The 22,445-nt window shown below is 33.9% G+C and carries 16 protein-coding genes and 1 rRNA gene; 6 read left to right on the top strand and 11 right to left on the bottom strand.

The window, feature by feature from the left end:
• Window positions 1–153 precede the first annotated feature (153 nt).
• Window positions 154–263: ribosomal RNA gene (gene rrf, locus BUC23_RS07255) — 5S ribosomal RNA — on the top strand.
• 557 nt (window positions 264–820) lie between these two features.
• A complete protein-coding gene (gene pafA, locus BUC23_RS07250; protein WP_073207713.1) occupies window positions 821–2,434 on the top strand; it encodes an alkaline phosphatase PafA in 1,614 nt (537 codons plus the stop codon).
• 69 nt (window positions 2,435–2,503) lie between these two features.
• On the opposite strand, the gene lysA is transcribed toward pafA, so the two are convergent.
• The 3 genes from lysA to gltB form a co-directional block, all read right to left on the bottom strand.
• Window positions 2,504–3,724: a diaminopimelate decarboxylase gene (gene lysA, locus BUC23_RS07245; protein WP_073207710.1), complete on the bottom strand. Its 1,221-nt coding sequence runs from the start codon at window positions 3,722–3,724 to the stop codon at window positions 2,504–2,506.
• Between the two features lie 194 nt (window positions 3,725–3,918).
• The gene (locus BUC23_RS07240) at window positions 3,919–5,373 is read right to left on the bottom strand and encodes a glutamate synthase subunit beta (protein WP_073207706.1); all 1,455 of its coding nucleotides are present in this window, start codon (window positions 5,371–5,373) and stop codon (window positions 3,919–3,921) included.
• 2 nt (window positions 5,374–5,375) lie between these two features.
• Complete coding sequence (gene gltB / locus BUC23_RS07235; RefSeq protein ID WP_073207703.1) at window positions 5,376–9,893, bottom strand: glutamate synthase large subunit; 4,518 nt, start codon at window positions 9,891–9,893, stop codon at window positions 5,376–5,378.
• A gap of 407 nt (window positions 9,894–10,300) precedes the next feature.
• Between gltB and sucC the strand changes: the two genes are divergently transcribed.
• Window positions 10,301–11,494: an ADP-forming succinate--CoA ligase subunit beta gene (gene sucC / locus BUC23_RS07230; protein ID WP_073207699.1), complete on the top strand. Its 1,194-nt coding sequence runs from the start codon at window positions 10,301–10,303 to the stop codon at window positions 11,492–11,494.
• Window positions 11,495–11,606: 112 nt separating this feature from the next.
• On the opposite strand, the gene BUC23_RS07225 is transcribed toward sucC, so the two are convergent.
• Entirely contained in the window at window positions 11,607–12,257 is a 651-nt protein-coding gene (locus tag BUC23_RS07225; RefSeq protein ID WP_073207697.1) for a hypothetical protein, read from the bottom strand.
• A 322-nt stretch (window positions 12,258–12,579) separates the two neighbouring features.
• On the opposite strand from BUC23_RS07225, the gene BUC23_RS07220 reads away from it, so the two are divergent.
• Window positions 12,580–14,145, top strand: coding sequence for a protein adenylyltransferase SelO (locus BUC23_RS07220; protein ID WP_073207694.1), 1,566 nt, complete (start codon window positions 12,580–12,582; stop codon window positions 14,143–14,145).
• Between the two features lie 210 nt (window positions 14,146–14,355).
• On the opposite strand, the gene BUC23_RS07215 is transcribed toward BUC23_RS07220, so the two are convergent.
• From BUC23_RS07215 to BUC23_RS07190, 6 genes are all read right to left on the bottom strand, one after another.
• Window positions 14,356–14,811 carry a hypothetical protein gene (locus BUC23_RS07215; protein WP_139259791.1) on the bottom strand — a complete coding sequence of 152 codons (456 nt, stop codon included), beginning with the start codon at window positions 14,809–14,811 and terminating at the stop codon, window positions 14,356–14,358.
• Window positions 14,812–14,955: 144 nt separating this feature from the next.
• Entirely contained in the window at window positions 14,956–15,612 is a 657-nt protein-coding gene (locus BUC23_RS07210) for an NAD(P)H-binding protein (protein WP_073207688.1), read from the bottom strand.
• Between the two features lie 2 nt (window positions 15,613–15,614).
• Window positions 15,615–16,082 (bottom strand): DUF1456 family protein, encoded by a 468-nt coding sequence (locus tag BUC23_RS07205; protein ID WP_073207685.1) that lies wholly within the window; start codon window positions 16,080–16,082, stop codon window positions 15,615–15,617.
• A 58-nt stretch (window positions 16,083–16,140) separates the two neighbouring features.
• Window positions 16,141–17,172 (bottom strand): aminotransferase class I/II-fold pyridoxal phosphate-dependent enzyme, encoded by a 1,032-nt coding sequence (locus BUC23_RS07200; protein ID WP_073207682.1) that lies wholly within the window; start codon window positions 17,170–17,172, stop codon window positions 16,141–16,143.
• Between the two features lie 6 nt (window positions 17,173–17,178).
• Window positions 17,179–18,189 (bottom strand): dipeptide epimerase, encoded by a 1,011-nt coding sequence (locus tag BUC23_RS07195; RefSeq protein ID WP_073207679.1) that lies wholly within the window; start codon window positions 18,187–18,189, stop codon window positions 17,179–17,181.
• A gap of 57 nt (window positions 18,190–18,246) precedes the next feature.
• Window positions 18,247–19,059 carry an alpha/beta hydrolase gene (locus tag BUC23_RS07190; RefSeq protein WP_073207675.1) on the bottom strand — a complete coding sequence of 271 codons (813 nt, stop codon included), beginning with the start codon at window positions 19,057–19,059 and terminating at the stop codon, window positions 18,247–18,249.
• 599 nt (window positions 19,060–19,658) lie between these two features.
• Between BUC23_RS07190 and BUC23_RS17320 the strand changes: the two genes are divergently transcribed.
• Both BUC23_RS17320 and BUC23_RS07180 read left to right on the top strand, forming a co-directional pair.
• Window positions 19,659–19,862 carry a hypothetical protein gene (locus BUC23_RS17320; protein WP_139259789.1) on the top strand — a complete coding sequence of 68 codons (204 nt, stop codon included), beginning with the start codon at window positions 19,659–19,661 and terminating at the stop codon, window positions 19,860–19,862.
• A gap of 155 nt (window positions 19,863–20,017) precedes the next feature.
• On the top strand, window positions 20,018–20,419 hold the full coding sequence (locus BUC23_RS07180; protein WP_073207669.1) for an excinuclease ABC subunit B: 402 nt from the start codon (window positions 20,018–20,020) through the stop codon (window positions 20,417–20,419).
• Here the strand turns inward: BUC23_RS07180 and uvrB are convergent.
• Window positions 20,416–22,407 carry an excinuclease ABC subunit UvrB gene (uvrB, locus tag BUC23_RS07175; protein ID WP_073207666.1) on the bottom strand — a complete coding sequence of 664 codons (1,992 nt, stop codon included), beginning with the start codon at window positions 22,405–22,407 and terminating at the stop codon, window positions 20,416–20,418. The two genes, BUC23_RS07180 and uvrB, sit on opposite strands and share 4 nt — an antisense overlap.
• Between the last annotated feature and the right edge of the window lie 38 nt (window positions 22,408–22,445).

Below are 22,445 nucleotides of genomic sequence, written 5' to 3'. Positions count from 1 at the left end.
CTTTTCTCTCCCGTCCAAAAGACGGGAGAGAAGAAACTTTCTAATAAAAAAAACTTTTCTTTATCTCAGTATGTTAAGATATTACTATAATTATGAATTGTAAATTATTCAATTGTTAATTGTAGATAATTGCCCAAAGCAATTATAACCTCTTAAGGTGGTTATTGCGGCGGGGCTCACCTCTTCCCATCCCGAACAGAGTAGTTAAGCCCGCCTGCGCAGATGGTACTGCAGTTATGTGGGAGAGTATGTCGTCGCCTTTCTTTGAAGAATCCTCATCATTCATTTGATGGGGATTTTTTGCGTTGTTATTTTTTTGGTGTACCAAGAAGTTTTTTTCGCTGTATTTGGATGGTAAAATTGTAGGAACGAAGTGGTTTAAATAATATGTTGTAACGTTTTGTACATTTAACATATTCATATGTTTTTTTCTTTCAAATATATTTTTAGTAAATTACTTCTCATTGATGCCTATACCTAAGTTTTTTTTAGATATATTTCCGAAATTACTTTCTTTAGTTCTATAAACTCTGCCCATTGTCCTTATAATAATTCTTCAGACAAATAATTTTTATTAAATGATTTTTGGATAGTATTTTTATTGTCATATTTCCATAACTATCTTCTTTTTTAAGGTATTTAGAATTTAATCTTGCGTAATGCAATTAGAAATGTCTTTTATATTTAAATACTTATCTTTTTTTTGAGGTCTGATTTTAATTGAGTTAAGTGAAGATTAATTTATGATGTTTAAGTTTTTGTTCGGTCTTTTTTTTAAACATTAAATTGTATTTTTGGGGAACTATATAAAAATATAAATATGAGAAAATTAGTCTTGTTTTTAACGTTTGTTATAATCGCAAACATGCAAGCGCAAGAGCGTCCAAAATTGGTTGTTGGAATTGTTGTAGATCAGATGAAGATGGAGTATTTGTATCGTTTTTCGGATGATTTTTCACCTAATGGTTTTAAAAGATTAATGGGTAATGGATATACTTTTCAAAATATGCATTTTAATTATATGCCAACTTATACTGGTCCAGGTCATGCATCTATATATACAGGTACAACACCATCAACTCATGGAATTGTGGGCAATGAATGGTTTAGTAGAAGTTCGGGTAAGTTTATGTACTGTACAGATGATGCATCTGTTAAAACAGTTGGTGATGGTACTATTATAGAGGGTGAAATGTCTCCAAAGAATTTGTTAAGTACTACTATTACAGATGAACTTAGGTTAGCAACCAATTTTAAAGGGAAGGTTATTGGCATGAGTCTAAAAGATCGTGGAGCTATTTTACCTGCTGGACATTTTGCTAATTGGGCTTTTTGGTATAGTAAAACAGGAGCTTTTATTTCTAGTTCCTTTTACGGCGAAAAATTACCAGGATGGGTTGCCGAATTTAACCAAGAGAAAAGATTTATGCCTTATATTACTAAAGGTTGGGATTTATTCAAACCTGCAACAACTTATAACGAGAGTCTTGCGGATAATAATTCATACGAGGGAAAATTATACAATAGTTCGGCACCAGTATTTCCGTATAATTTAAAAGATATGTATGAGAAAAATGATGCAGGAGTTATACGTTCTACACCGTTTGGGAATAACCTTCTGGCAGAATTTGCTATGAAAGCTATTGAAAAAGAAGAATTGGGAAAGGATAATATTACGGACTTTCTGACAGTGAGCTTTTCTTCTACTGATTATGTTGGACATTTACTTGGTCCCAGGTCTATGGAATTACAAGATACTTATTTACGTTTGGACCAAACTATTGCAGAATTTCTTAAGTATTTGGATAAAACTGTGGGGAAAGATAAGTATTTACTTTTTCTTACTGCGGATCATGCCGGTGCAGAAAATGCAAATTACCTAAAAGATAATAAATACAATGTAAAAAGTGTAAATCCACAAAATATTATCAAAGGATTAAAAGATTTTTCGGTTGCTACTTTTGGAGTAGATTTAGTTTTAAATTATTCTAATTTCAATCTTTTCTTTAATAAAGAAATTATTAAGGCAAAAGGGCTTGATTTGAATAAGGTTAAGCAATCTTTCAAAGATTATTTAATGTCACAGGAGCAAGTTAAAAGAGTTTATACTGAAGAAGAAATTCTAGGTTCGACGGGAAATGATTATTACCTTAATTTTATAACGAAAGGATACGATCCAACACAAGATGGAGATCTTGTTATCCTTGACAAAGCTGCTTATATCGAATACCAAGGTACTGGAACTTCTCATGGAACCCCTTATAGTTACGATACCCATGTACCAGTAATCTTCTACGGTTGGCATATTAAAAAAGGAGAATCATTTACAAAGAAATATATCACACAGATCGCTCCTACAATAGCTCAGAAGATAAAAATTCCTTTTCCTAATGGAACCGAAGCTAATGTTTTAGAAGAAGTTTTGGAAAAATAGATTATTTTAGATAGTTGTAGTGTAAAAAAAAATCCCATCTTTATAAAAAGATGGGATTTGTGTTTTAGCTTATATTGTAGCAAATTCTACTGGTAATGGAATTTGATTTTTTAATAAATCTTCAAAGGTTTCATGAGCTCTAATTAAATGGCCTTCTCCTTTTAACCACAATACTTCAGCTGGCTTGTATCTTGAATTATAATTAGATGCCATAGAAAAGCAATAGGCACCCGCATTTCTGAAACATAAAATATCACCTTCTTTGATTTCGGAAATTTTTCTATTATTGGCAAATGTGTCTGTTTCGCAAATGTATCCAACTACAGAGTAAAAACGTTCTTTCCCTTTCGGGTGTGAAATGTTTTCAATATGATGTTGTGATCCGTAAAACATTGGTCGTATTAAGTGATTAAAACCACTGTCGATTCCTGCAAAAACAGTTGATGTAGTTTGTTTTACCACATTAACTTTTGCTAAAAAGAATCCGGCTTCACTAACCAAAAATTTACCTGGTTCAAATATCAAGGTTAGTTCTTTACCGTATTCAACACAAAAAGCATTGAATCTTTTTGAAAGTTTCTTACCTAATTCTTCGATATCGGTTTCTATATCATCTTTTTTATAGGGTACTTTAAATCCACTTCCAAAGTCTAAGAATTCTAGATTCTTGAAGTTTTTTGCAGCGTCGAATAATATTTCAGCAGCATATAAAAATACTTCGATATCAAGAATGTCAGAACCCGTATGCATATGTATCCCAACAATATTCATTTTTGTGTTTTCAACAATACGCACTAAGTGAGGTAATTGATGAACAGAAATACCAAATTTACTATCGATGTGACCAACAGATATGTTTGCATTTCCACCTGCCATTACATGTGGATTTATTCTAATGCACACAGGAACGTTTGGATATTTTGTTCCGAATTGCTCTAATATTGATAAATTGTCAATATTGATTTGAACTCCCATTGCATTAACTTCTTCAATTTCTTCTAAAGAGACTCCGTTAGGTGTATAGAATATTTTTTCGGGGTCGTAACCGGCATGAAGCCCTAACATCACTTCTTGAATAGATACGGTGTCTAAGCCAGATCCCATTTCTTTTAATAATTGAAGGATTGCAACATTAGACAATGCCTTCATCGCATAATTAATGCGCAACTTATTTACCTTAGAAAAAGCTTTTGATAATCTGTTGTATTGAGATTGTATTTTTTCGGCATCATAAACATATAATGGGTTTCCAAATTGTTCCGCTAATTGTAGTAAGTCTTTTGATTGCATTTTATTCTATTTTTAAGCAAATTTATTATTCTTTATCAACACAAACAAATAATAATACAGTTTATAACAAATTGTAACAAAATGTTGTAATTGTAACAATTATTGTTGTTTAGTTATTTTTTATAACTTTTGTTAAAGTAAAAATCCCCCGACAAGTATTTTATCAGGGGATTTTAAAAATAAACTATTTTTTATTATAAACTAGGTAAGTCGCCGTTACCTTTTGTTGGTAAATTAGTGTATTCCATCAAGTAATTATCTACTTCCCTTGCGGCTTCACGACCTTCAGAAATTGCCCAAACAATTAGAGATTGCCCTCTTCTCATATCACCGGCAGTAAATATGTGAGGAACATTTGTTTGGTAATTTGTGGCTTTATAATTGGTTCTAAAATCTACATCTAACCCCAATTGATCGCTTAATGTCTTTTCAGGACCTGTAAATCCTAAAGCCAGTAAAGCTAAATCGCAAGGCCATATTTTTTCAGATCCTTCTTTTTCTATTAGTTCAGGTCTTTGTCCAGGTGTCATTTTCCAAGCTACTTCAACGGTTTTCAAGCCTGTTAATTCCCCTTTTTCATTGGAAATAAATTCTTTGGTATTGATTAACCAGTTTCTGTCGCATCCTTCTTCATGAGAAGAGGATGTTTTTAATTGTAAAGGCCAAAATGGCCAAGGAGTAGTTTCACTTCTTCCAACGGGTGGTTTTGGTAAAATCTCAAAGTTAGTTACTGATTTTGCACCATGTCTGTTTGATGTTCCAACACAATCAGAGCCTGTATCTCCTCCACCAATAACAATAACATTTTTACCAGTTGCTTTGATTTGATCTGGAATAGATTCTCCGTATAGTACTTTGGTTTGTTGAGTTAAAAAGTCCATTGCCTGAACAACTCCTTTACTTTCAATTCCTTTAGTGGGTAAACTTCTTCTTTCAGTTGCACCACCACACAATACGATTGAATCAAAAGAATTTAGTTCTTCAATGCTGAAATTTACACCAACGTTTACATTAGTTTTGAATTCAATTCCTTCCGCTTCTAAAACTACAATACGTCTGTCAATGATTCCTTTTTCTAATTTGAAATTAGGAATTCCATAACGTAGTAAACCTCCTATTGCATTGTCCCTTTCAAAAACGGTTACAGTGTGTCCAGCACGATTTAATTGTTGTGCTGCTGCTAAACCAGCAGGACCAGAGCCGATAACAGCAACTGTTTTTCCAGTTCTTATTGTTGGAGGTTGTGGTTTGATCCATCCTTCTGCGAAACCTCTTTCGATAATATTTTTTTCAATATTTTCAATAGCAACGGGCTCACTGATTATACCCAATACACATGATTTTTCGCAAGGCGCTGGGCATAATCTTCCTGTAAATTCCGGGAAGTTATTTGTTGATTGTAAAATGTCCAATGCACTTTGCCATTCTTCTTGATGAACCATGTCATTAAAATCAGGAATTAAATTTCCTAATGGACAGGCACTGTGACAAAAAGGGATGCCGCAATCCATACATCTCGATCCTTGTTCTTTAATTTTATCTTTGGCTAACGGAATTGTAAACTCGTTATAGTTTGATACACGCTCTACAACAGCTATATTATTTTCGTCACTTCTATTATATTCTTTAAATCCACCTATCTTTCCCATAACTATAGTGCTATTAGTTCTTCAATTTTTTTTTCTTCTGCTAATCTTTGTAATGCTTTTTTATAATCTGTTGGCATTACTTTTACAAAATGGTTGCGTTGATTTTCCCAATCTTCTAAAATTCTTTTAGCTAAAGGACTGTTGGTATACATAGAATGGTTTTTTATCAAACGTCTCAGTTTAGTAATGTCATCATTTTCTAATGTTTCAAAAGCCACCATTTCCATATTGCATACGGTAGCATCGAATTTTTTATTTGGATCATAAACATAAGCAATACCTCCACTCATACCTGCAGCGAAATTTCTTCCGGTTTTTCCTAGAACTACGACAGTTCCTCCAGTCATATATTCACAGCCGTGATCGCCGATTCCTTCTACAACTGCAGTTGCTCCTGAATTTCTCACACAAAAACGTTCTCCGGCCATACCATTGATATAGGCTTCGCCGGTAATTGCTCCGTAAAGCGCCACGTTACCAATAATGATATTTTCTTCTGGTTTGAATGTAGCAGTAGGAGGTACCTTGATAATTAATTTACCACCTGAAAGTCCTTTTCCCAAATAATCATTACAGTTTCCATGAATTTTGAATGATAAACCGTTGGTTGCAAAAGCACCAAAACTTTGTCCTGCAGAACCTGTAAAATCTACTAAAATGGTGTCCTCAGGTAAACCTTGTGCTCCATATATTTTCGAAATCTCATTACTTAAAATAGCACCAACGGAACGATCTGTATTTTTAATATCAAAAGTTACTCTTGTTTTTTCTTTTCTATAAATAGAAGGGATCGCAGCTTTTATAATTTCAAAATCAAGTACATTATCTAACGCATGATCTTGGGTAGTCGTATTGTGATTTGGAACTACTTTAGCTTTTTCTGGTTTGTATAAAATCGAAGATAAATCTAATCCACTTGCTTTATAATGCTTGATAGCTTTGTTGACATTCAATTTTTGAGATTGTCCCACCATTTCTTTTAGCGTTCTAAATCCTAATTGAGCCATGATTTCTCTTAACTCTTCAGCAATAAAATACATGAAGTTAATAATATGTTCCGGAGTTCCTTTGAAATTTTTTCTCAATTCAGGATCCTGTGTCGCGATTCCAACCGGGCAAGTGTTTAAGTGACATGCTCTCATCATGATACAACCTGAAGCCACTAGTGGCGCCGTTGCGAACCCAAATTCTTCAGCTCCAAGTAAAGCAGCAACAGCAACATCACGTCCTGTTTTTAATTGTCCGTCACATTCTAATACTACACGACTTCTTAAATCATTTAAGATTAATGTTTGCTGCGCTTCAGCTAAACCAAGTTCCCACGGAATACCTGTATGTTGTAGTGAAGTTAATGGAGCAGCTCCAGTTCCTCCATCGTATCCTGAAATCAAAATCACGTCAGCTTTTGCTTTAGCAACACCGGCAGCAATTGTTCCAACTCCAACTTCAGAAACCAACTTAACATTGATTCTCGCTTCGCGATTCGCATTCTTTAAGTCAAAAATCAATTGAGATAAATCTTCAATTGAATAAATGTCGTGATGTGGCGGAGGCGATATCAATCCAACATAAGGAGTAGAATTTCTTACAGCAGCAATCCATGGAACTACTTTTTCTCCAGGTAATTGTCCGCCTTCTCCAGGTTTTGCACCCTGAGCCATTTTTATCTGAATTTCTTTGGCATTAGTCAAATAGTTTATAGACACTCCAAATCTACCAGAAGCGACTTGCTTAATGGCGCTATTTCTAGAATCACCGTTTAAGTCTTTTTGGAATCGTTTAGAATCTTCTCCACCTTCTCCAGAATTACTTTTCCCCCCAATTCTATTCATGGCAATGGCCAAGTTTTCGTGAGCTTCTTGACTAATAGACCCATAAGACATGGCGCCAGTTTTGAATTTTTTTACAATTTCCGTCCAAGGTTCTACTTCGTCGATAGAAATAGGATCCAGATTATTGAACTCAAACAAACCTCTAATCGTCATAAGATTTTCACTTTGGTCATTAACCATATTTGAATATTCCTTATAACTTTCCGGACTGTTTAATCGAACTGCCTGCTGTAATTTAGAAATGGTTGTTGGGTTGAACATGTGTTTCTCCCCGGTTCTTCTCCATCTGTAAATACCTCCAATTTCAAGTGGTAGTAAATTAGCCACTTTTGAATTAGGAAAAGCTTTTTGATATCTTTTTTTGATTTCTTTTTCTACTTCGATCAGACCAATTCCTTCAATTCTAGAAGGTGTATATGGGAAATATTTAGAAGTTAACGTTTTATTTAATCCTAAAATTTCAAAAATTTGGGCAGCTCTGTATGAATGTAAAGTAGAGATACCAATTTTGTTCATGATTTTAAGGATTCCTTTTGCAATCGCTTTATTGTAATTTTTAATTGCATAATCAGCTTTTATGCCAGTAATAAAACCTTCATTTACTTGGTCATGAATGATTTCATTTACCATGTAAGGATTTATTGCGCTTGCACCGTAACCAAACAATAATGCAAAATGATGTGGCTCACGAGGTTCAGCAGATTCAATTATAATTCCAAATTTTGAACGAACTTTTAGAATGTTTAAGGAATGATGAATGTAAGAGCAAGCCAATAACATTGGTATTGGAGCCATTTTTTCGCTTACACCTCTATCAGAAATGATTACGATATTGCAACCTTCAGAAACAGCTTTAAAAGTAGCTTGAACTGCTCTTTCTAAAGCACGCTCCAATCCATTTACTCCTTTTTCGATATCGTATAAAGTAGAAATAGTCACTGATTTGAAATCAGCATGATCGATATTTCTTATTTTATCTAAATCTTCATTTGAAATAACCGGATTTTGGATTTTTAATTTTTTACAATGTTCTGGTTCAATATCGAAAATATTGAAATCTCCTCCGATTGCCAAACTGATATCAGTAATGATTTCTTCTCGTATACCATCCAATGGTGGATTTGTAACCTGAGCAAATAATTGTTTGAAATAGTTGTATAAAAGTTGTGGTTGGTCCGATAAGACCGCCAAAGGAGTATCATTACCCATTGAGCTTAAAGGTTCAGCACCTTGAGCTCCCATTGGGTTTATTATGGTTTTTAAGTCCTCAATTGTATAACCAAATAGGCGTTGTCGCGTTGCGAAGTCAATGCTTTCGGTTGGTATTGCGTTGTCAGTATATGGAATTTGTGCTAATTGCAACAAATTTTCATCCAACCATTTTTTGTACGGACGTTTAGTAACTATTGCATTTTTTATCTCATCATCTTCAATAATTCGGCCTTCGTTCATGTCGACCAAAAACATTTTTCCGGGCTCTAAACGACCATGTTTAATTACATCTTCGGGTTTAATGTCAAGAACACCAATTTCTGAAGACATAATAACGAAGCCACTTTTTGTCAACGTATAACGAGAAGGTCTCAATCCATTTCTATCCAGTAAGGCACCAATAACATTTCCATCCGTAAAAGGAATCGAAGCCGGACCATCCCAAGGTTCCATGATACAAGCATTATATTCGTAAAACGCTTTCTTATCTTCTGACATCGTTTGGTGTTTTTCCCAAGCTTCAGGAACGACCATCATCATGGCTTCAGGTAGAGATCGTCCTGTCATCAATAACAATTCGATAACCATATCCATAGAAGCAGAATCTGATTTGCCTTCTAATATAATAGGAAACAATTTTTTGATATCATCACCAAAAACATCGCTTTTCATCAATTCTTCACGAGCACGCATTCTGCTGATGTTACCTCTAAGGGTATTTATCTCGCCATTGTGACACATATATCGGAACGGCTGGGCCAATTCCCAAGAAGGAAAAGTATTTGTCGAAAATCGTTGGTGAACCAAAGCTAGTCTGGTCACTAAGTCATCATCGGTTAAATCAGTATAATATCTGCTAATATCTTCGGGCATCAGTAAGCCTTTATATATTATTGTAGTTGTAGAAAAGCTGGAAAAATAGAACATATGGCTTTCAGAAATTCTTGAATTTCTAATAGTGTGTTCTGCAATTTTTCTGGCAGCAAACATTTTGGCATTGAATTGTTGTTCCGTAAGGTCCAATCCATTTTTACCAACAAATACTTGTTTTACTGTTGGTTCTTTCTCCCCTGCAATTTGACCTAGATTGGATGCATCAACGGGCACATCTCTCCATCCTATGATTGCTAAATTTTGATCTTGTATGGCCGTTTCAAAAGTTGTTTTGCAAAAAGCTACCTGGTTGGTGCTTTTTGGCATAAAAACCATTCCTACTGCATATTGTCTAGTTTCAGGTAATTCGAAGTCACAAACTTTCTTAAAAAAATCATGAGGAATATCAAATAAAATTCCTGCTCCATCACCAGTTCTACCATCAGCACTTACAGCGCCACGATGCTCTAATTTTATTAAGATATCTAATGCTTTGTGTATGATGTCATTGGACTTAATTCCATTTAGGTTGCAAATAAATCCTGCGCCGCAATTGTCGTGTTCAAATTCGGGCAAATAAAGGCCTTGTTCTTTAACTTTCATGCTTAATATTTTTTCTACAAAATTAAAGATTTAGTAGGATATAATAGGTGTAAAAGCTAAAACGGGTATATTTTTACAGTAATAACAGAAAATGCTTAAATAAATCGCAAAAACAATATTTAAACACTTGCGAAATGATTTATTGATAAAAAGGATATGCGTAAAATGCATCGAAGCTTATGATTTTGAAAGAAATGTTCTACTTAAGATTTCTTTTAAAGTTTTATAACAAATTTGCATACATTTTTTAAATTTTATTTTTTTTATACACGGTTATCCTAGTCTAGAAAAAACATAATTATTGTTACATATTAAATTGAAAAAAAAATAACAGTTCTGTTTAATTTTGCTATTTTTGTGGCACTTTTATTCTGGAATAAATTCAGAATCCAGACAAATTCTATATTATGAACATACACGAATATCAAGGAAAAGAGATTTTAGCTAGTTACGGAGTTCGCATTCAACGCGGAATCGTTGCTAATAGCCCAGTAGAAGCGGTTGCTGCTGCAAAACAATTAACTACCGAAACGGGTACAAGTTGGTATGTTGTAAAAGCCCAAGTTCATGCAGGTGGACGTGGAAAAGGTGGTGGAGTTAAATTGGCAAAAAACTTACAACAAGTAGAAGAAATTGCAGAACAAATCATCGGAATGCAATTAGTGACACCACAAACTTCTGCTGAAGGTAAAAAAGTACACAAAGTTTTAATCGCTGAGGATGTTTATTATCCTGGTGAAAGTGAAACTTCTGAGTTTTATGTTTCTGTTTTGTTGAATAGAGCTACAGGTCGCAATATGATTATGTATTCTACTGAAGGTGGAATGGATATCGAAGAAGTTGCTGAACACACTCCTCATTTAATTTTTACAGAAGAAATTGATCCTTCTGTTGGATTGCAAGGTTTTCAAGCAAGAAGAATTGCCTTTAATTTAGGTCTTTCTGGAAATGCTTTCAAAGAAATGGTAAAATTTATCGATTCTTTATACAATGCTTATATTGGATCTGATGCTTCGATGTTTGAAATCAACCCGGTTTTAAAAACATCTGACAATAAAATTATGGCTGTAGATGCTAAAGTAAATATCGATGATAATGCTTTATACAGACAAAAAAAATATGCTGATATGCGTGACATTCGTGAGGAGAACCCAATCGAAGTGGAAGCAAAAGAAGTAGGTTTAAACTACGTTGATCTTGACGGTACAGTAGGATGTATGGTGAACGGAGCAGGTTTAGCGATGGCAACTATGGATTTAATCAAGTATGCTGGTTTTGAGCCTGCTAACTTCCTTGACGTAGGTGGAACTGCTGATGCAAAACGTGTTGAAACTGCTTTCCGTATTATCTTAAAAGATCCAAACGTAAAAGCAATTTTGATTAATATTTTTGGTGGAATCGTTCGTTGTGACCGTGTGGCGCAAGGAGTTGTTGACGCTTACAAAAATATGGGTGATGCTATAAAAGTGCCAATCATTGTTCGTCTACAAGGTACAAATGCAGCTATCGCAAAAGAATTAATTGATAATTCAGGAATGCCAATTTTATCTGCTGTTGAATTTCAAGAAGCAGCTGATCAAGTAAAAGCAGCACTTTCTTAATTAGAAAATATTTATATATTTAAAATCCTGAGTGAAAGCTCAGGATTTTTTTGTGGATTTAATTTTATAAACATCAAATAAATGATTTTTATATTTCAGATCAGAATATCAATTAAAAAAGAAACCATGGATAAGGTTCATTGATGAAATTCAAGGCTCTTGGTAAGCCATCACCGGGAATCATTTTCAATTCAGGTTGCATCGAAGGATTGGAAGGATATTTTTTACCGTTAAATTTCACCAAACGATTTTTGCCACCACTATAAATAATTAAGTCTTTCCAGCCATTGGATTTATGAGTGTCAATTACAACAGGATTATTTGCAACGGTGAATTTTGAAATCACATTGCCTTGGTTGTCTAAAATATATTGTGTGCAACCACCAGAACCATAGAAATAAGATCCGGTAAGGCCAACCAGAATTTCTTTTTTGCCATCATCATTCAAATCATATTCAAAGAAGATAAATTTTCTGCTGGTTTCATTAATCCAATTTTTTTCTAAATCCTCTTTAAAAATATTTTTCAATGTTAAACGAACCAGACTTGCAGTTTTTAAACTAGAAGAATTAATACCGTATTGACTAGCCGGTATGGTGTCATTTGGATCTGGATCAAGCTCTGTCGATTTTTTATTTACTTTTGAGGAATCAGTAATAAAAGTCAAACTGTCGGTTTTAATTTTATTTTCTGCTGCTTCTTTTTTACAAGAAAACAGTCCAGCTAGTGCTACTAGCGAAAGAAATAAAAAGGCTTTTTTCATAAATAAGGGATTTAAAAACCGAATAGTTTTTTATTGGGAACGGTTTTATTATTACAAATATCAGGTTAAAAACCAATATTTCAATGCTTATTTGTTTAATTTTATTTTGAAAGAAACATATAAAATCATTACTTCTCGTTTTGAATTTTATGGCGTAATACTTCTTGACTATTGGAAATAGAATTTTTGGTTTCCTGTTTTTATAAACAAAACAGTTTTGGTCATCAATTAAAATTATCATAAGAATTCAATTATGTGTAATGTATCGAATATCTTTGTATTATATTAGATTCTATCTGATTTTATATAAATCTGCTACTAAATGAAACTCCATATACAAAATAATTTTACTGCCGAATTACCTGCTGATCCAAGTGAAATCAATACTCCAAGACAGGTCCAGCAAGCTTGTTATTCGTATGTATTGCCAAAAAAACCTTCAAATCCTTCCCTAATTCATGCTTCAATTGAAGTGGCTAATTCTATTGGTCTTTCCCAGGAAGATATACTTTCAGCTGATTTTTTAAATACATTTTCAGGGAATACCGTTTATCCAGGCACGAAACCGTATGCGTTGAGTTATGCGGGACATCAATTTGGGAATTGGGCCGGACAATTAGGAGATGGTCGTGCCATCAATCTTACCGAAGTGGTTCATGATAATAAAACATACACTTTACAGCTAAAAGGAGCAGGGCCTACACCATATTCGCGCACAGCAGATGGCTTTGCAGTATTGCGTTCTTCCATTCGGGAGTATTTATGTGCTGAAGCGATGCATTATTTAGGAGTTCCTACTACACGTTCGCTTTCGCTAATGCTTTCTGGCGATCAAGTATTGCGTGATGTTTTGTATAATGGAAATCCAGCATATGAAAAAGGCGCGATAGTTTGCAGAGTAGCTCCATCTTTTATCCGTTTTGGAAGTTTTGAATTATTTGCTTCCCGAGAAGATCATGTTAATCTCAAATTATTAACTGATTTTACCATCAAACATCATTTCCCTCATATTAAAAAAGAAGGTGTCGAAAAATATCTGGCCTTTTTTCAAGAAGTTACCCAAACTACTCTCAAGATGATTGTGGAGTGGCAACGCATAGGTTTTGTTCATGGAGTTATGAATACAGATAATATGTCTATTCACGGCATTACCATTGATTATGGACCTTATGGTTGGCTGGAAGATTATAACTCCGGCTGGACACCCAATACAACCGATAGTCAGCATAAAAGATACCGTTTTGGCAATCAACCTGAAATTGCGCTCTGGAATTTGTATCAATTAGCGAATGCTTTGTATCCTTTGATTGAGGATGCGAAACCTCTTGAAGCTATTTTGGATGCTTTTAGTACGGATTACGAAAAGGAGTATTTGAATATGATGCAAAATAAACTCGGTTTCCAAATTAAAAAAGAAGATGATACTGTTTTAATTGAGAGTCTGACTCAACTACTTGAACGAGTAGAAACCGATATGACCATTTTCTTTAGAAATCTGAGTAATGTTACTAAAAAAGATACCGCAATAACCACTTTCAATGCCATAAAAGATGCTTTTTATAACGAAAAAGATTTGGATGAAGCTATCTTGAAAGATTGGTACAATTGGTTTGAGAATTATAGTATTCGAATCAATCAAGAAACCCTTTCGGATAGCCAAAGAAAAGAGAAAATGAATGCAGTAAATCCAAAATACGTATTGCGAAATTATATGGCACAATTGTGTATTGACGACGCGGATAAGGGAGATTATTCTTTGCTAAAGGAACTATTTGAAATGCTGAAAAAGCCGTATGATGAACAACCAAATTTTCAAAAATGGTTTGCCAAAAGACCAGATTGGGCCAGAGATAAAGTGGGATGTTCTATGTTAAGCTGTAGTTCTTAAAATTGGATTTAAACACTATTAAATTATTGTTTGTTCTATTTTGTACCCAACTCTGCTTTATGAATAAAATTCAGGTATTTTGTCATTTCGACGAAGGAGAAATCACATAATGATATTAACTAATGATATTACTCCTTCGTCGAAATGACAAAAAAAAACACACATTGGTATTTACAAAGCACAGTCATATAATAAATTTTTTTGAAAAATCTATTTAACACCAATCACCTCTTGGCCTCTTATTAAAATCTTATTTTTATTTTCTAAATTTTCTTTTGTTTTTCCCAAGATGTTAATGATGTCAAATTTGGCATCGCTTTTTCTTGAATTGTAAAATGCTTCTGAATTAGTGACTTCAACATCTAAAATATCGTTTCGGTCTAATTTTATATTTTCAAGATTCTCTTTTATAAATTTTCCATTTATCATATAGACAACATCATTACTATTTATCTTGGTGAAATCAGCTTTTATTTCTTCAAGACTTATAAAATCATATTGCTCTGGATTTTTTGAAGTGATATAAAGTTGACCATGATATGAAACTTTATTTATTGGAGTGTCTTTTTTGATAACATTTATCGTTTCTATTTTATCTGGGTCTAAAAACTCTAAAGTTTTAATCGAAATTAATTTGGTATCAAAAAATATTGCAGGATCATTCATTTTCTTTTTTTGACCAAAAAATAGGCTTGTAGAGAATAGCAATGCAAAAGTTAGGATGTATTTCGTCATCAAATAAATTTAGTTATGGAACATTATGAAATATACAAAAAATCCTGAACTCTCATTCAGGATTTTGATTTTGTGTTAGTTTCCAATTTCTTGAATCGCATCCGATTCATATATTTTGAAACCTTTATTGTTTGTTTGGGCAATTTTCAAAAGTGCTTTGGCTACTGTTTCGCTTTCAATTGGTTTGTACTTTTTCAAGTTTCCAAGGAATAAAAAAGAAAGTGTTTTCATAAAAAAGGCACCAACTTTTTCTCCTAATCTAAATTCAGTTCGGTTTCCTAAAAGGAGTGAAGGTTGCAATACAGAAACGCTTTCGAAATTACAATCCTTAAGAAAATCTTGAATTTCTCCCTTTGTTTTCAAATAGAAATTCCCGGATTTTGCATCAGCACCAAGAGACGAAATTGTCAAAAATTGTTTGACTTTGTTTTGCAATGCAAAAGCGGCAAACTGGCGCGGATATTCAAAATCCACTTTTCTAAAAGCTTCTTTACTTCCCGCTTTTTTTATTGTTGTGCCAATGGTGCAAAAGAAATCATCACCAACAACTAAATCTTTGTAGGTTTCTGGCTTGTCAAAATTAATGATGTGTTGCGTTAATTTTGGATGCTTTATTCCTGTATCTCTTTTTACAAAGGTGATCACTTTTAGATAATCATTGCTATCTAAAAGTAAATTTAATAATTCTGAACCTATTAAACCGGTGCTGCCAATAATCAAAGCCGTTTTCACAGTTACGATTTTTTATTCTTACCGAAATTAAATTTCACTTTCTCCACTACTTGGACTTTTGAATTTCCTTTTGGGTATTGTTTTTTAGAAGTGTTTTTTGTAGCAGGTCTTGATTTTGACGGAGCTTCGTCACCTCTTGATTTTTCTTCGTCTCTTGGTTTTGCCTTAAATTCGGGTCTGTCTTTAGATCCTTCTTTTGCAGGGATTTGAGCTTTATGTTTGGCTAAAACATCGTTCGGATTTTTTGGGTTTTCTTTCGTTCCACGCAAGTGAATTACCAATGCATTCAGAAAGTTACGCAACACTTGGTCGCCACATTCCATATAATTTTCATGTTTTTCATCACGGAAAAAAGCACCTAATTCTGATTTAGTGATTCTAAAATCTACTAATTCTAATATTTCAACTATTTGATCGTCACGTAGCATTAAGGCTACACGAAGTTTTTTAAAGATATCGTTATTTGTCATCATATTCTAATTTTTTACAAAGGTACGGTTTAAAAGCAATTGGACCACAATTTTAGATTTAGAATTGGTTTTGGTTCAGAATGTGAATCATTGTATCCAAATCTTTTTTTGTGTGGTTGGCAGTAATTACAATTCTGTTTAAATTATTAGCGTCAGTTGGGTATTTAAAATTGGTTACTATGATTTTATTCGCAACAAAAATATCGTCAAGCCCTTCTATTTCTGGATAAATTAAGGGATAATTGGAGTCAAAATGAATTGCTTCGTTTTTAATCAAATGAGCATCCATATAATTCAAATTGTCTTTTAGTTTCTGATGCTGTTGCTGATAAATAGTTGTTGCATCTGCCATGGTTTGAACAAATGCCGCATTCATTCCGGCGCTGGAAACAAAAGTATCGTGATTTCTCATCTGATTAATAAATTCAGAATCGCTTGCAATTACGCCACCTGTCAATCCGAATGCTTTGCCTAAAGATGAAACCATGATTTTTCTTTTGATATTGGGAAGATTGATTGTCGAAAAAATCCCGCAACCATTCATCCCTAAAATCCCAAGCGAATGTGATTCATCTACCACCAAAGTTATTTCTTTATTGGACGGAATCGAATTCAGAATCGTAAGATCGGTTGGTTTTACATGAAAAGAAGGAACCGAATCAGCTAAAACGGTAATTTTTTCAGTAGCGGTATCCAACAAACGAGGATTTAATTTTTCTCCAATAAAAAAAGGAAGACTGTTTGGTGCTTTGATGGCAGTGTGGGTATTCGGAAAATGAAAAAAGCAATTGGTGTCAGGTGTCAATGCTTCAATTACTAATTTTCCCGCCAGCATGCCCGAAGAAACGGTAAGTGCAGCTTCTGCTTTGATGAATTGGGCTAAAAATCGTTCTCCGTTTTCGTAGGCGCTCAGTTGGATGTTTGCACTTCTCGAACTTCCGTAAGCCGTGCCCCATTGTAAAATATTTTTAATAAGCAGTTTTTGGAATTCAGGATGCGTTGGTAATCCTAAATAAGCTGTTCCACCAAAATAGAGATATTCTTCCTTTTCAATTTCAATTATTCGATCTGGAAACTGGTTAACTTTCATTTAAAATTAAATTAAAGTTACACCGGTTCCGTTTAAGTCAGAATAGGTTATTTTACCATAATCAATTGTCACTCCAGTTGCAATATCTTCAGCCAAAAGTAATGCGCCGTCCATATCTACATAATCCAGTTGCGGTAATAAATGAGCAATCGCAGAAATCCCTACAGTTGATTCGGTCATGCAACCCACCATCGTTTTTAATCCTAATTTTTTGGCTTCCTCAATCATTCGCCTTCCTGGAGTTAGTCCGCCACATTTTACTAATTTGACATTTACGCCATGAAAATGATGGTGACATTTTGCCACATCTTCTTCAATAATACAACTTTCATCAGCTATTATTGGTAAAACCGAATGTTTGAAAACTTCCTTGTGTCCTTCCCAATTGTCAGCTTTCATAGGTTGTTCCAAAAATTCCACTCCGAATTTTTTTAACTCAATTGCATTATTAATGGTTTCTTCAACTCCCCAACCGCAATTGGCATCAATTCTAAAAATGGCGTTAGTATGTTTTCGAAGTTCTTTAACAATGGCAATATCTTCTTTGGTTCCCAGTTTGATTTTGTAAATCGGCCAAGGCAATTCCTTCATTTTAGCGACCATTTTTTCGATGGAAGCAATTCCAATCGTGTAATCAGTCAATGGATTTTTATCTAATGTATAATTCCACAATTCGTACAGTTTCTTTCCTTTTTTGCGCGCAAATAAATCATTGTATGCCATATCCAAAGCGCACAATGCAAACATATCGTCTTTTAAATATGGATGAATTTTTGACCAAAATTCTTCGGGTGTTTCATTTATTGAAGCTTCAATTACACTGCGAATTTTTTCTAAATCCTGCATCATTACCGGAACGGTTTTCTTGTAATACGGATTAGATGTTGCTTCGCCAAAACCGGAGAATCCATCACTTTTTAATTCCACAATCAAAGAAGGCTGAAAGTCTATCGATTCTCTTGAAATCGTGAATGTATGTTTTAGTTTTAGGTTGTATTCTCTTAAGATTAGTTCCATTTGAATCTGATTTTAGTACTTAAAATTAGTGTATTTATCTTTAAATGTGTGCGGAATTTAATAGCCAAGCCAAAGAATTGCTTTTACAAAACCATCGCGCCATAACTTTTCATTGTGTTGACCTCCTTTTACAATCTTCTTTTCATTCAAATTTAAACAATAGCACCTTTTGGTATTAATCAAATGCTCCATGTTATTGAGGTCGCTGACCATAGAATCGTCATCTCCTTCTTTATCTCCACAAAGAAAATAATATTTCGTTTTTTGTTTTTTTATTTTTTGTTCTAGTTCGAAAATTTCTTTGCGGTTAATCCAAAAAGCGGGGGAGAACACACCTGCTTTACCAAACACCTCTGGGTATTTTAAAGTAGCGTAATAGGAAGTCAATCCTCCCAAAGAACTCCCCATAATTAAAGTATTTTTCTTTTGGGGTTTAGTTCTGTAGGTTTTGTCAATTTGTGGTTTTAGTGTTTTCACTATGAATTCTAAATAATCATCTGCTTTTCCTCCGCCATATTTCTCGTTTTTATAAGGCGTTAATTCTTCTAAACGTTTTTCGTTTCCGTGTTCTATCCCTACCACAATAACTTGTGCATGGAGACTGTCCAGTTTTTCATCAATATTCCATTCTCCGCTGTAGGATGTTTTAGTGTCGAATAGATTCTGAGCATCGTGCATATAAATAACCGAAAATTTCTTTTTTGTGGTTAAATAATTTTCAGGTAAATACACCCATATTTTTTTGTTTGAATGCAATTGAGGAGCTTCAACAGTAAAACTTGAAACTTGTTTTGACGCGGTACTTTTTTGAGCTATTGTATTTGTAAATGTAAAAAGTAGTACAAGAAGAAGGTGAAGTCGTCTAATCATTAAGTTATAATTTGTAATTTAATTTAGAAGGAATTTTTTAGCTAAAAATAGTAATTATTTTTATAATTTGATTTTGAATAAAATTATAATTGAGGATCTTTTATTAAAATATAGGTCTTGTTCTAGAAATCAAATTCTTTCAGTGATTAATCTCTACTTTTATTTCGAATATAGTGTTATTTATTGCTTCGAATGACAGCATAAGTACTTCCCAAAGTACTATCGTTCCAGTACTTGAATTTTGTTTATTTGTTAAAGTTTCATTTTACTGTGTTTTTTTTATTTGGTTTAAATGTTTGATAATCTGAGTGATAATCTTTTTTTATTTCGATTTTTCTTATATTTCGTTAATTCGTGCCCATATTGAAATTATTTACTGGCACAGTTGTTGGATTTCGCAATAGTAGTTACTAATTAATATTTTGAAAAGATGAAAAAAATAAAGTTACTCGCATTATTAGGTATAGCCTTTTTTGCCACAAGCGCAATGAATGCACAGGTATCGTTTGGTTTAAATGTTGGACTTCCTACAGTAGTAGTATCAGGTCATTATGAGAGAGGGTATGCCCCTCAAAGAGTTTACAAAGAATATCACGATAATGATAGAGTCTACTGTAATCCTGGACGATATGAGAACCGGAGAGATTATGATAGAAGAAGATACGAAGCGCAAAGAAGGTATGAAGCGCAAAGAAGATATGAAGCTCAACAAAGATTCGAAGAACAAAGAAGATATGAAGAAAGAGATAATCATGAACATTGCGATAACGATGAGTACGATGATTAAATCCTATTACATTTAAATAGAAAAGAGAGAGAATCAAAATTGATTCTCTCTCTTTTTTTGTATTTTCTACAGTTGTTCAAAAACAATATGAAAATCTATAAAAGATGTCTAATTAGTGACCAATTTTTTGTATTTTAATTTAAAAGAGATATTTTAGCAAAAAATAATTTCATGGATACTTACGAGGAAAAAAGAAGTTTACTTTTAGAGATGATTGCGTTTTCTACCGTAGATGGTCAACTGCATAAACGAGAATATGAATTTTTGTTTATTGTTGCCAATGAATTAAATATTGAAAAAGGAGGATTCAATGATTTGTTTCATCAAGAATTACCAAAATTACCAATCAGAACGGAGTTTCAACGGATCCAACAATTTTACAGATTGGCTTTATTAATGCATAGTGATGGGGTTTTACACAAAAAAGAAGCTGTTGCTATACAACAAATAGCAATTGACATGGGACTTAATCCGGAGGCAACTAAACGTATTCTTAAGTTAATGAAGGAGGCACCAAATGCAATTATTAATGCCGAAGTCTTATTGAATGTTTTTCAGGAACAACAAAATTAAGTTAACTGTCCTTGTAGCGCTTTTATTTCATCACGTAATTTTGCAGCCTGCATAAAGTCCAATTCTTTTGCAGCTTTTTCCATGTTTTTTCTTTTTTCACGAATGCGTTTCTCAATATCAGGTTTTGATAAATATTCTGTAACGGGTTCGGCTGCAGTTGAAAGAGTATAGCCTAATTCATAATCTGCCAAAGGATTTTTAGTAAATGCGCTCTCTATTTTTTTATTTAAGGCTTGAGGGACTAAGTTGTTTTCAGTATTATAATTACTCTGTTTGGTTCTTCGGTAATTGGTTTCATCGATTGTTTTTTGCATGCTGTTCGTAATTTTGTCCGCATACATTATCGCTTTCCCATTTAGATTTCTCGCAGCACGACCGATTGTTTGCGTAAGCGAACGATGGCTTCTTAAAAAACCTTCTTTGTCTGCGTCTAAAATTGCTACCAAAGAAACTTCCGGTAAATCCAAGCCTTCACGAAGTAAATTCACACCAATTAATACATCAAATATACCTTTTCGTAAATCCTGCATGATTTCTATTCGTTCCAAAGTATCTACCTCAGAGTGAATATAGCGACAACGAATATTTACTTTAGTTAAATATTTGGCTAATTCTTCCGCCATTCTTTTGGTTAAAGTCGTCACTAAGACACGTTCGTCAATTTCGGCTCGAACCTGGATTTCTTCAATTAAATCATCAATTTGGTTTAAACTTGGACGGATTTCGATAATTGGATCCAGTAAACCTGTCGGACGAATTACTTGTTCGACAACAACACCATCGGTTTTCTGCAGTTCATAATCAGCTGGTGTTGCCGAAACATAAATCACTTGGTTTTGCATCGCTTCAAATTCTTCAAACTTCAAAGGACGATTGTCCATCGCTGCGGGAAGTCTAAAACCATACTCCACTAAATTTTCTTTTCGACTTCTGTCTCCGCCATACATAGCGCTAACTTGGGAAAGTGTCACGTGACTTTCGTCGACCACCATCAAGTAATCTTTTGGGAAATAATCGAGCAAACAAAAAGGTCTTGTTCCTGGTAAACGACCGTCAAGATAACGGGAATAATTTTCAATTCCGGAGCAATAACCGAGTTCGCGAATCATTTCCAAATCAAAATTGGTGCGTTCTTCTAATCGTTTTGCTTCTAAATGTTTTCCAATTTCCTTGAAATAATCGACTTGTTTAACCAAATCCTGCTGGATTTCCCAAATAGCACCTTGTAAAACATCTGGTGAAGTCACAAACATGTTAGCAGGATAAATAGTCAGTTTTTCAAATTTTTCAAGAACCTGAGAATTCTTTGGATCGAAACTTTCAATTTCCTCGATTTCATCACCAAAGAAATGAACACGATAGGCATCATCCGCATAACTTGGGTAAACATCTACAGTGTCGCCTTTTATTCTGAAACTTCCGGGATTGAAATCGGCTTCCGTTCTGGAATATAAACTTTGCACCAATTGATGCAATAATTTGGTTCGAGAAATGATTTGTCCTTTTTCAATTGGAATTAAGTTTTTCTGAAATTCGATAGGATTTCCAATACCGTACAAACACGAAACTGATGCCACTACTAAAATATCTCTACGTCCGGAAAGTAATGAAGCCGTTGTTGACATACGCATTTTCTCCAGTTCTTCATTGATAGATAAATCCTTCTCAATGAAAACGCCGGTTACGGGCATAAAAGCTTCGGGCTGGTAATAATCGTAATAAGAAACGAAATATTCCACCGCATTATTTGGGAAAAATTGCTTGAATTCCGAGTATAGTTGTGCTGCCAACGTTTTGTTGTGTGCCAAAACTAAGGTTGGTCTTTGTACTTCCTGAATCACATTGGCCACTGTGAATGTTTTTCCGGATCCGGTAACTCCTAATAAAGTTTGGAATTTTTCACCATCAACAATGCCTTGAGTCAATTTTTCAATCGCTTGAGGTTGGTCGCCTTTCGGCTGGTAATCAGATACTACTTGGAAATTCATTTAAAACAAGGGACAAAAGGTTAAGAGCAGCAAAGGTA

The sequence above is a fragment of the Flavobacterium xinjiangense genome (assembly GCF_900142885.1).
GTDB lineage: Bacteria > Bacteroidota > Bacteroidia > Flavobacteriales > Flavobacteriaceae > Flavobacterium > Flavobacterium xinjiangense.
The sequence above is the reverse complement of the archived record's forward strand: the minus strand, read 5'-3'. Positions and strand labels throughout refer to the sequence as shown.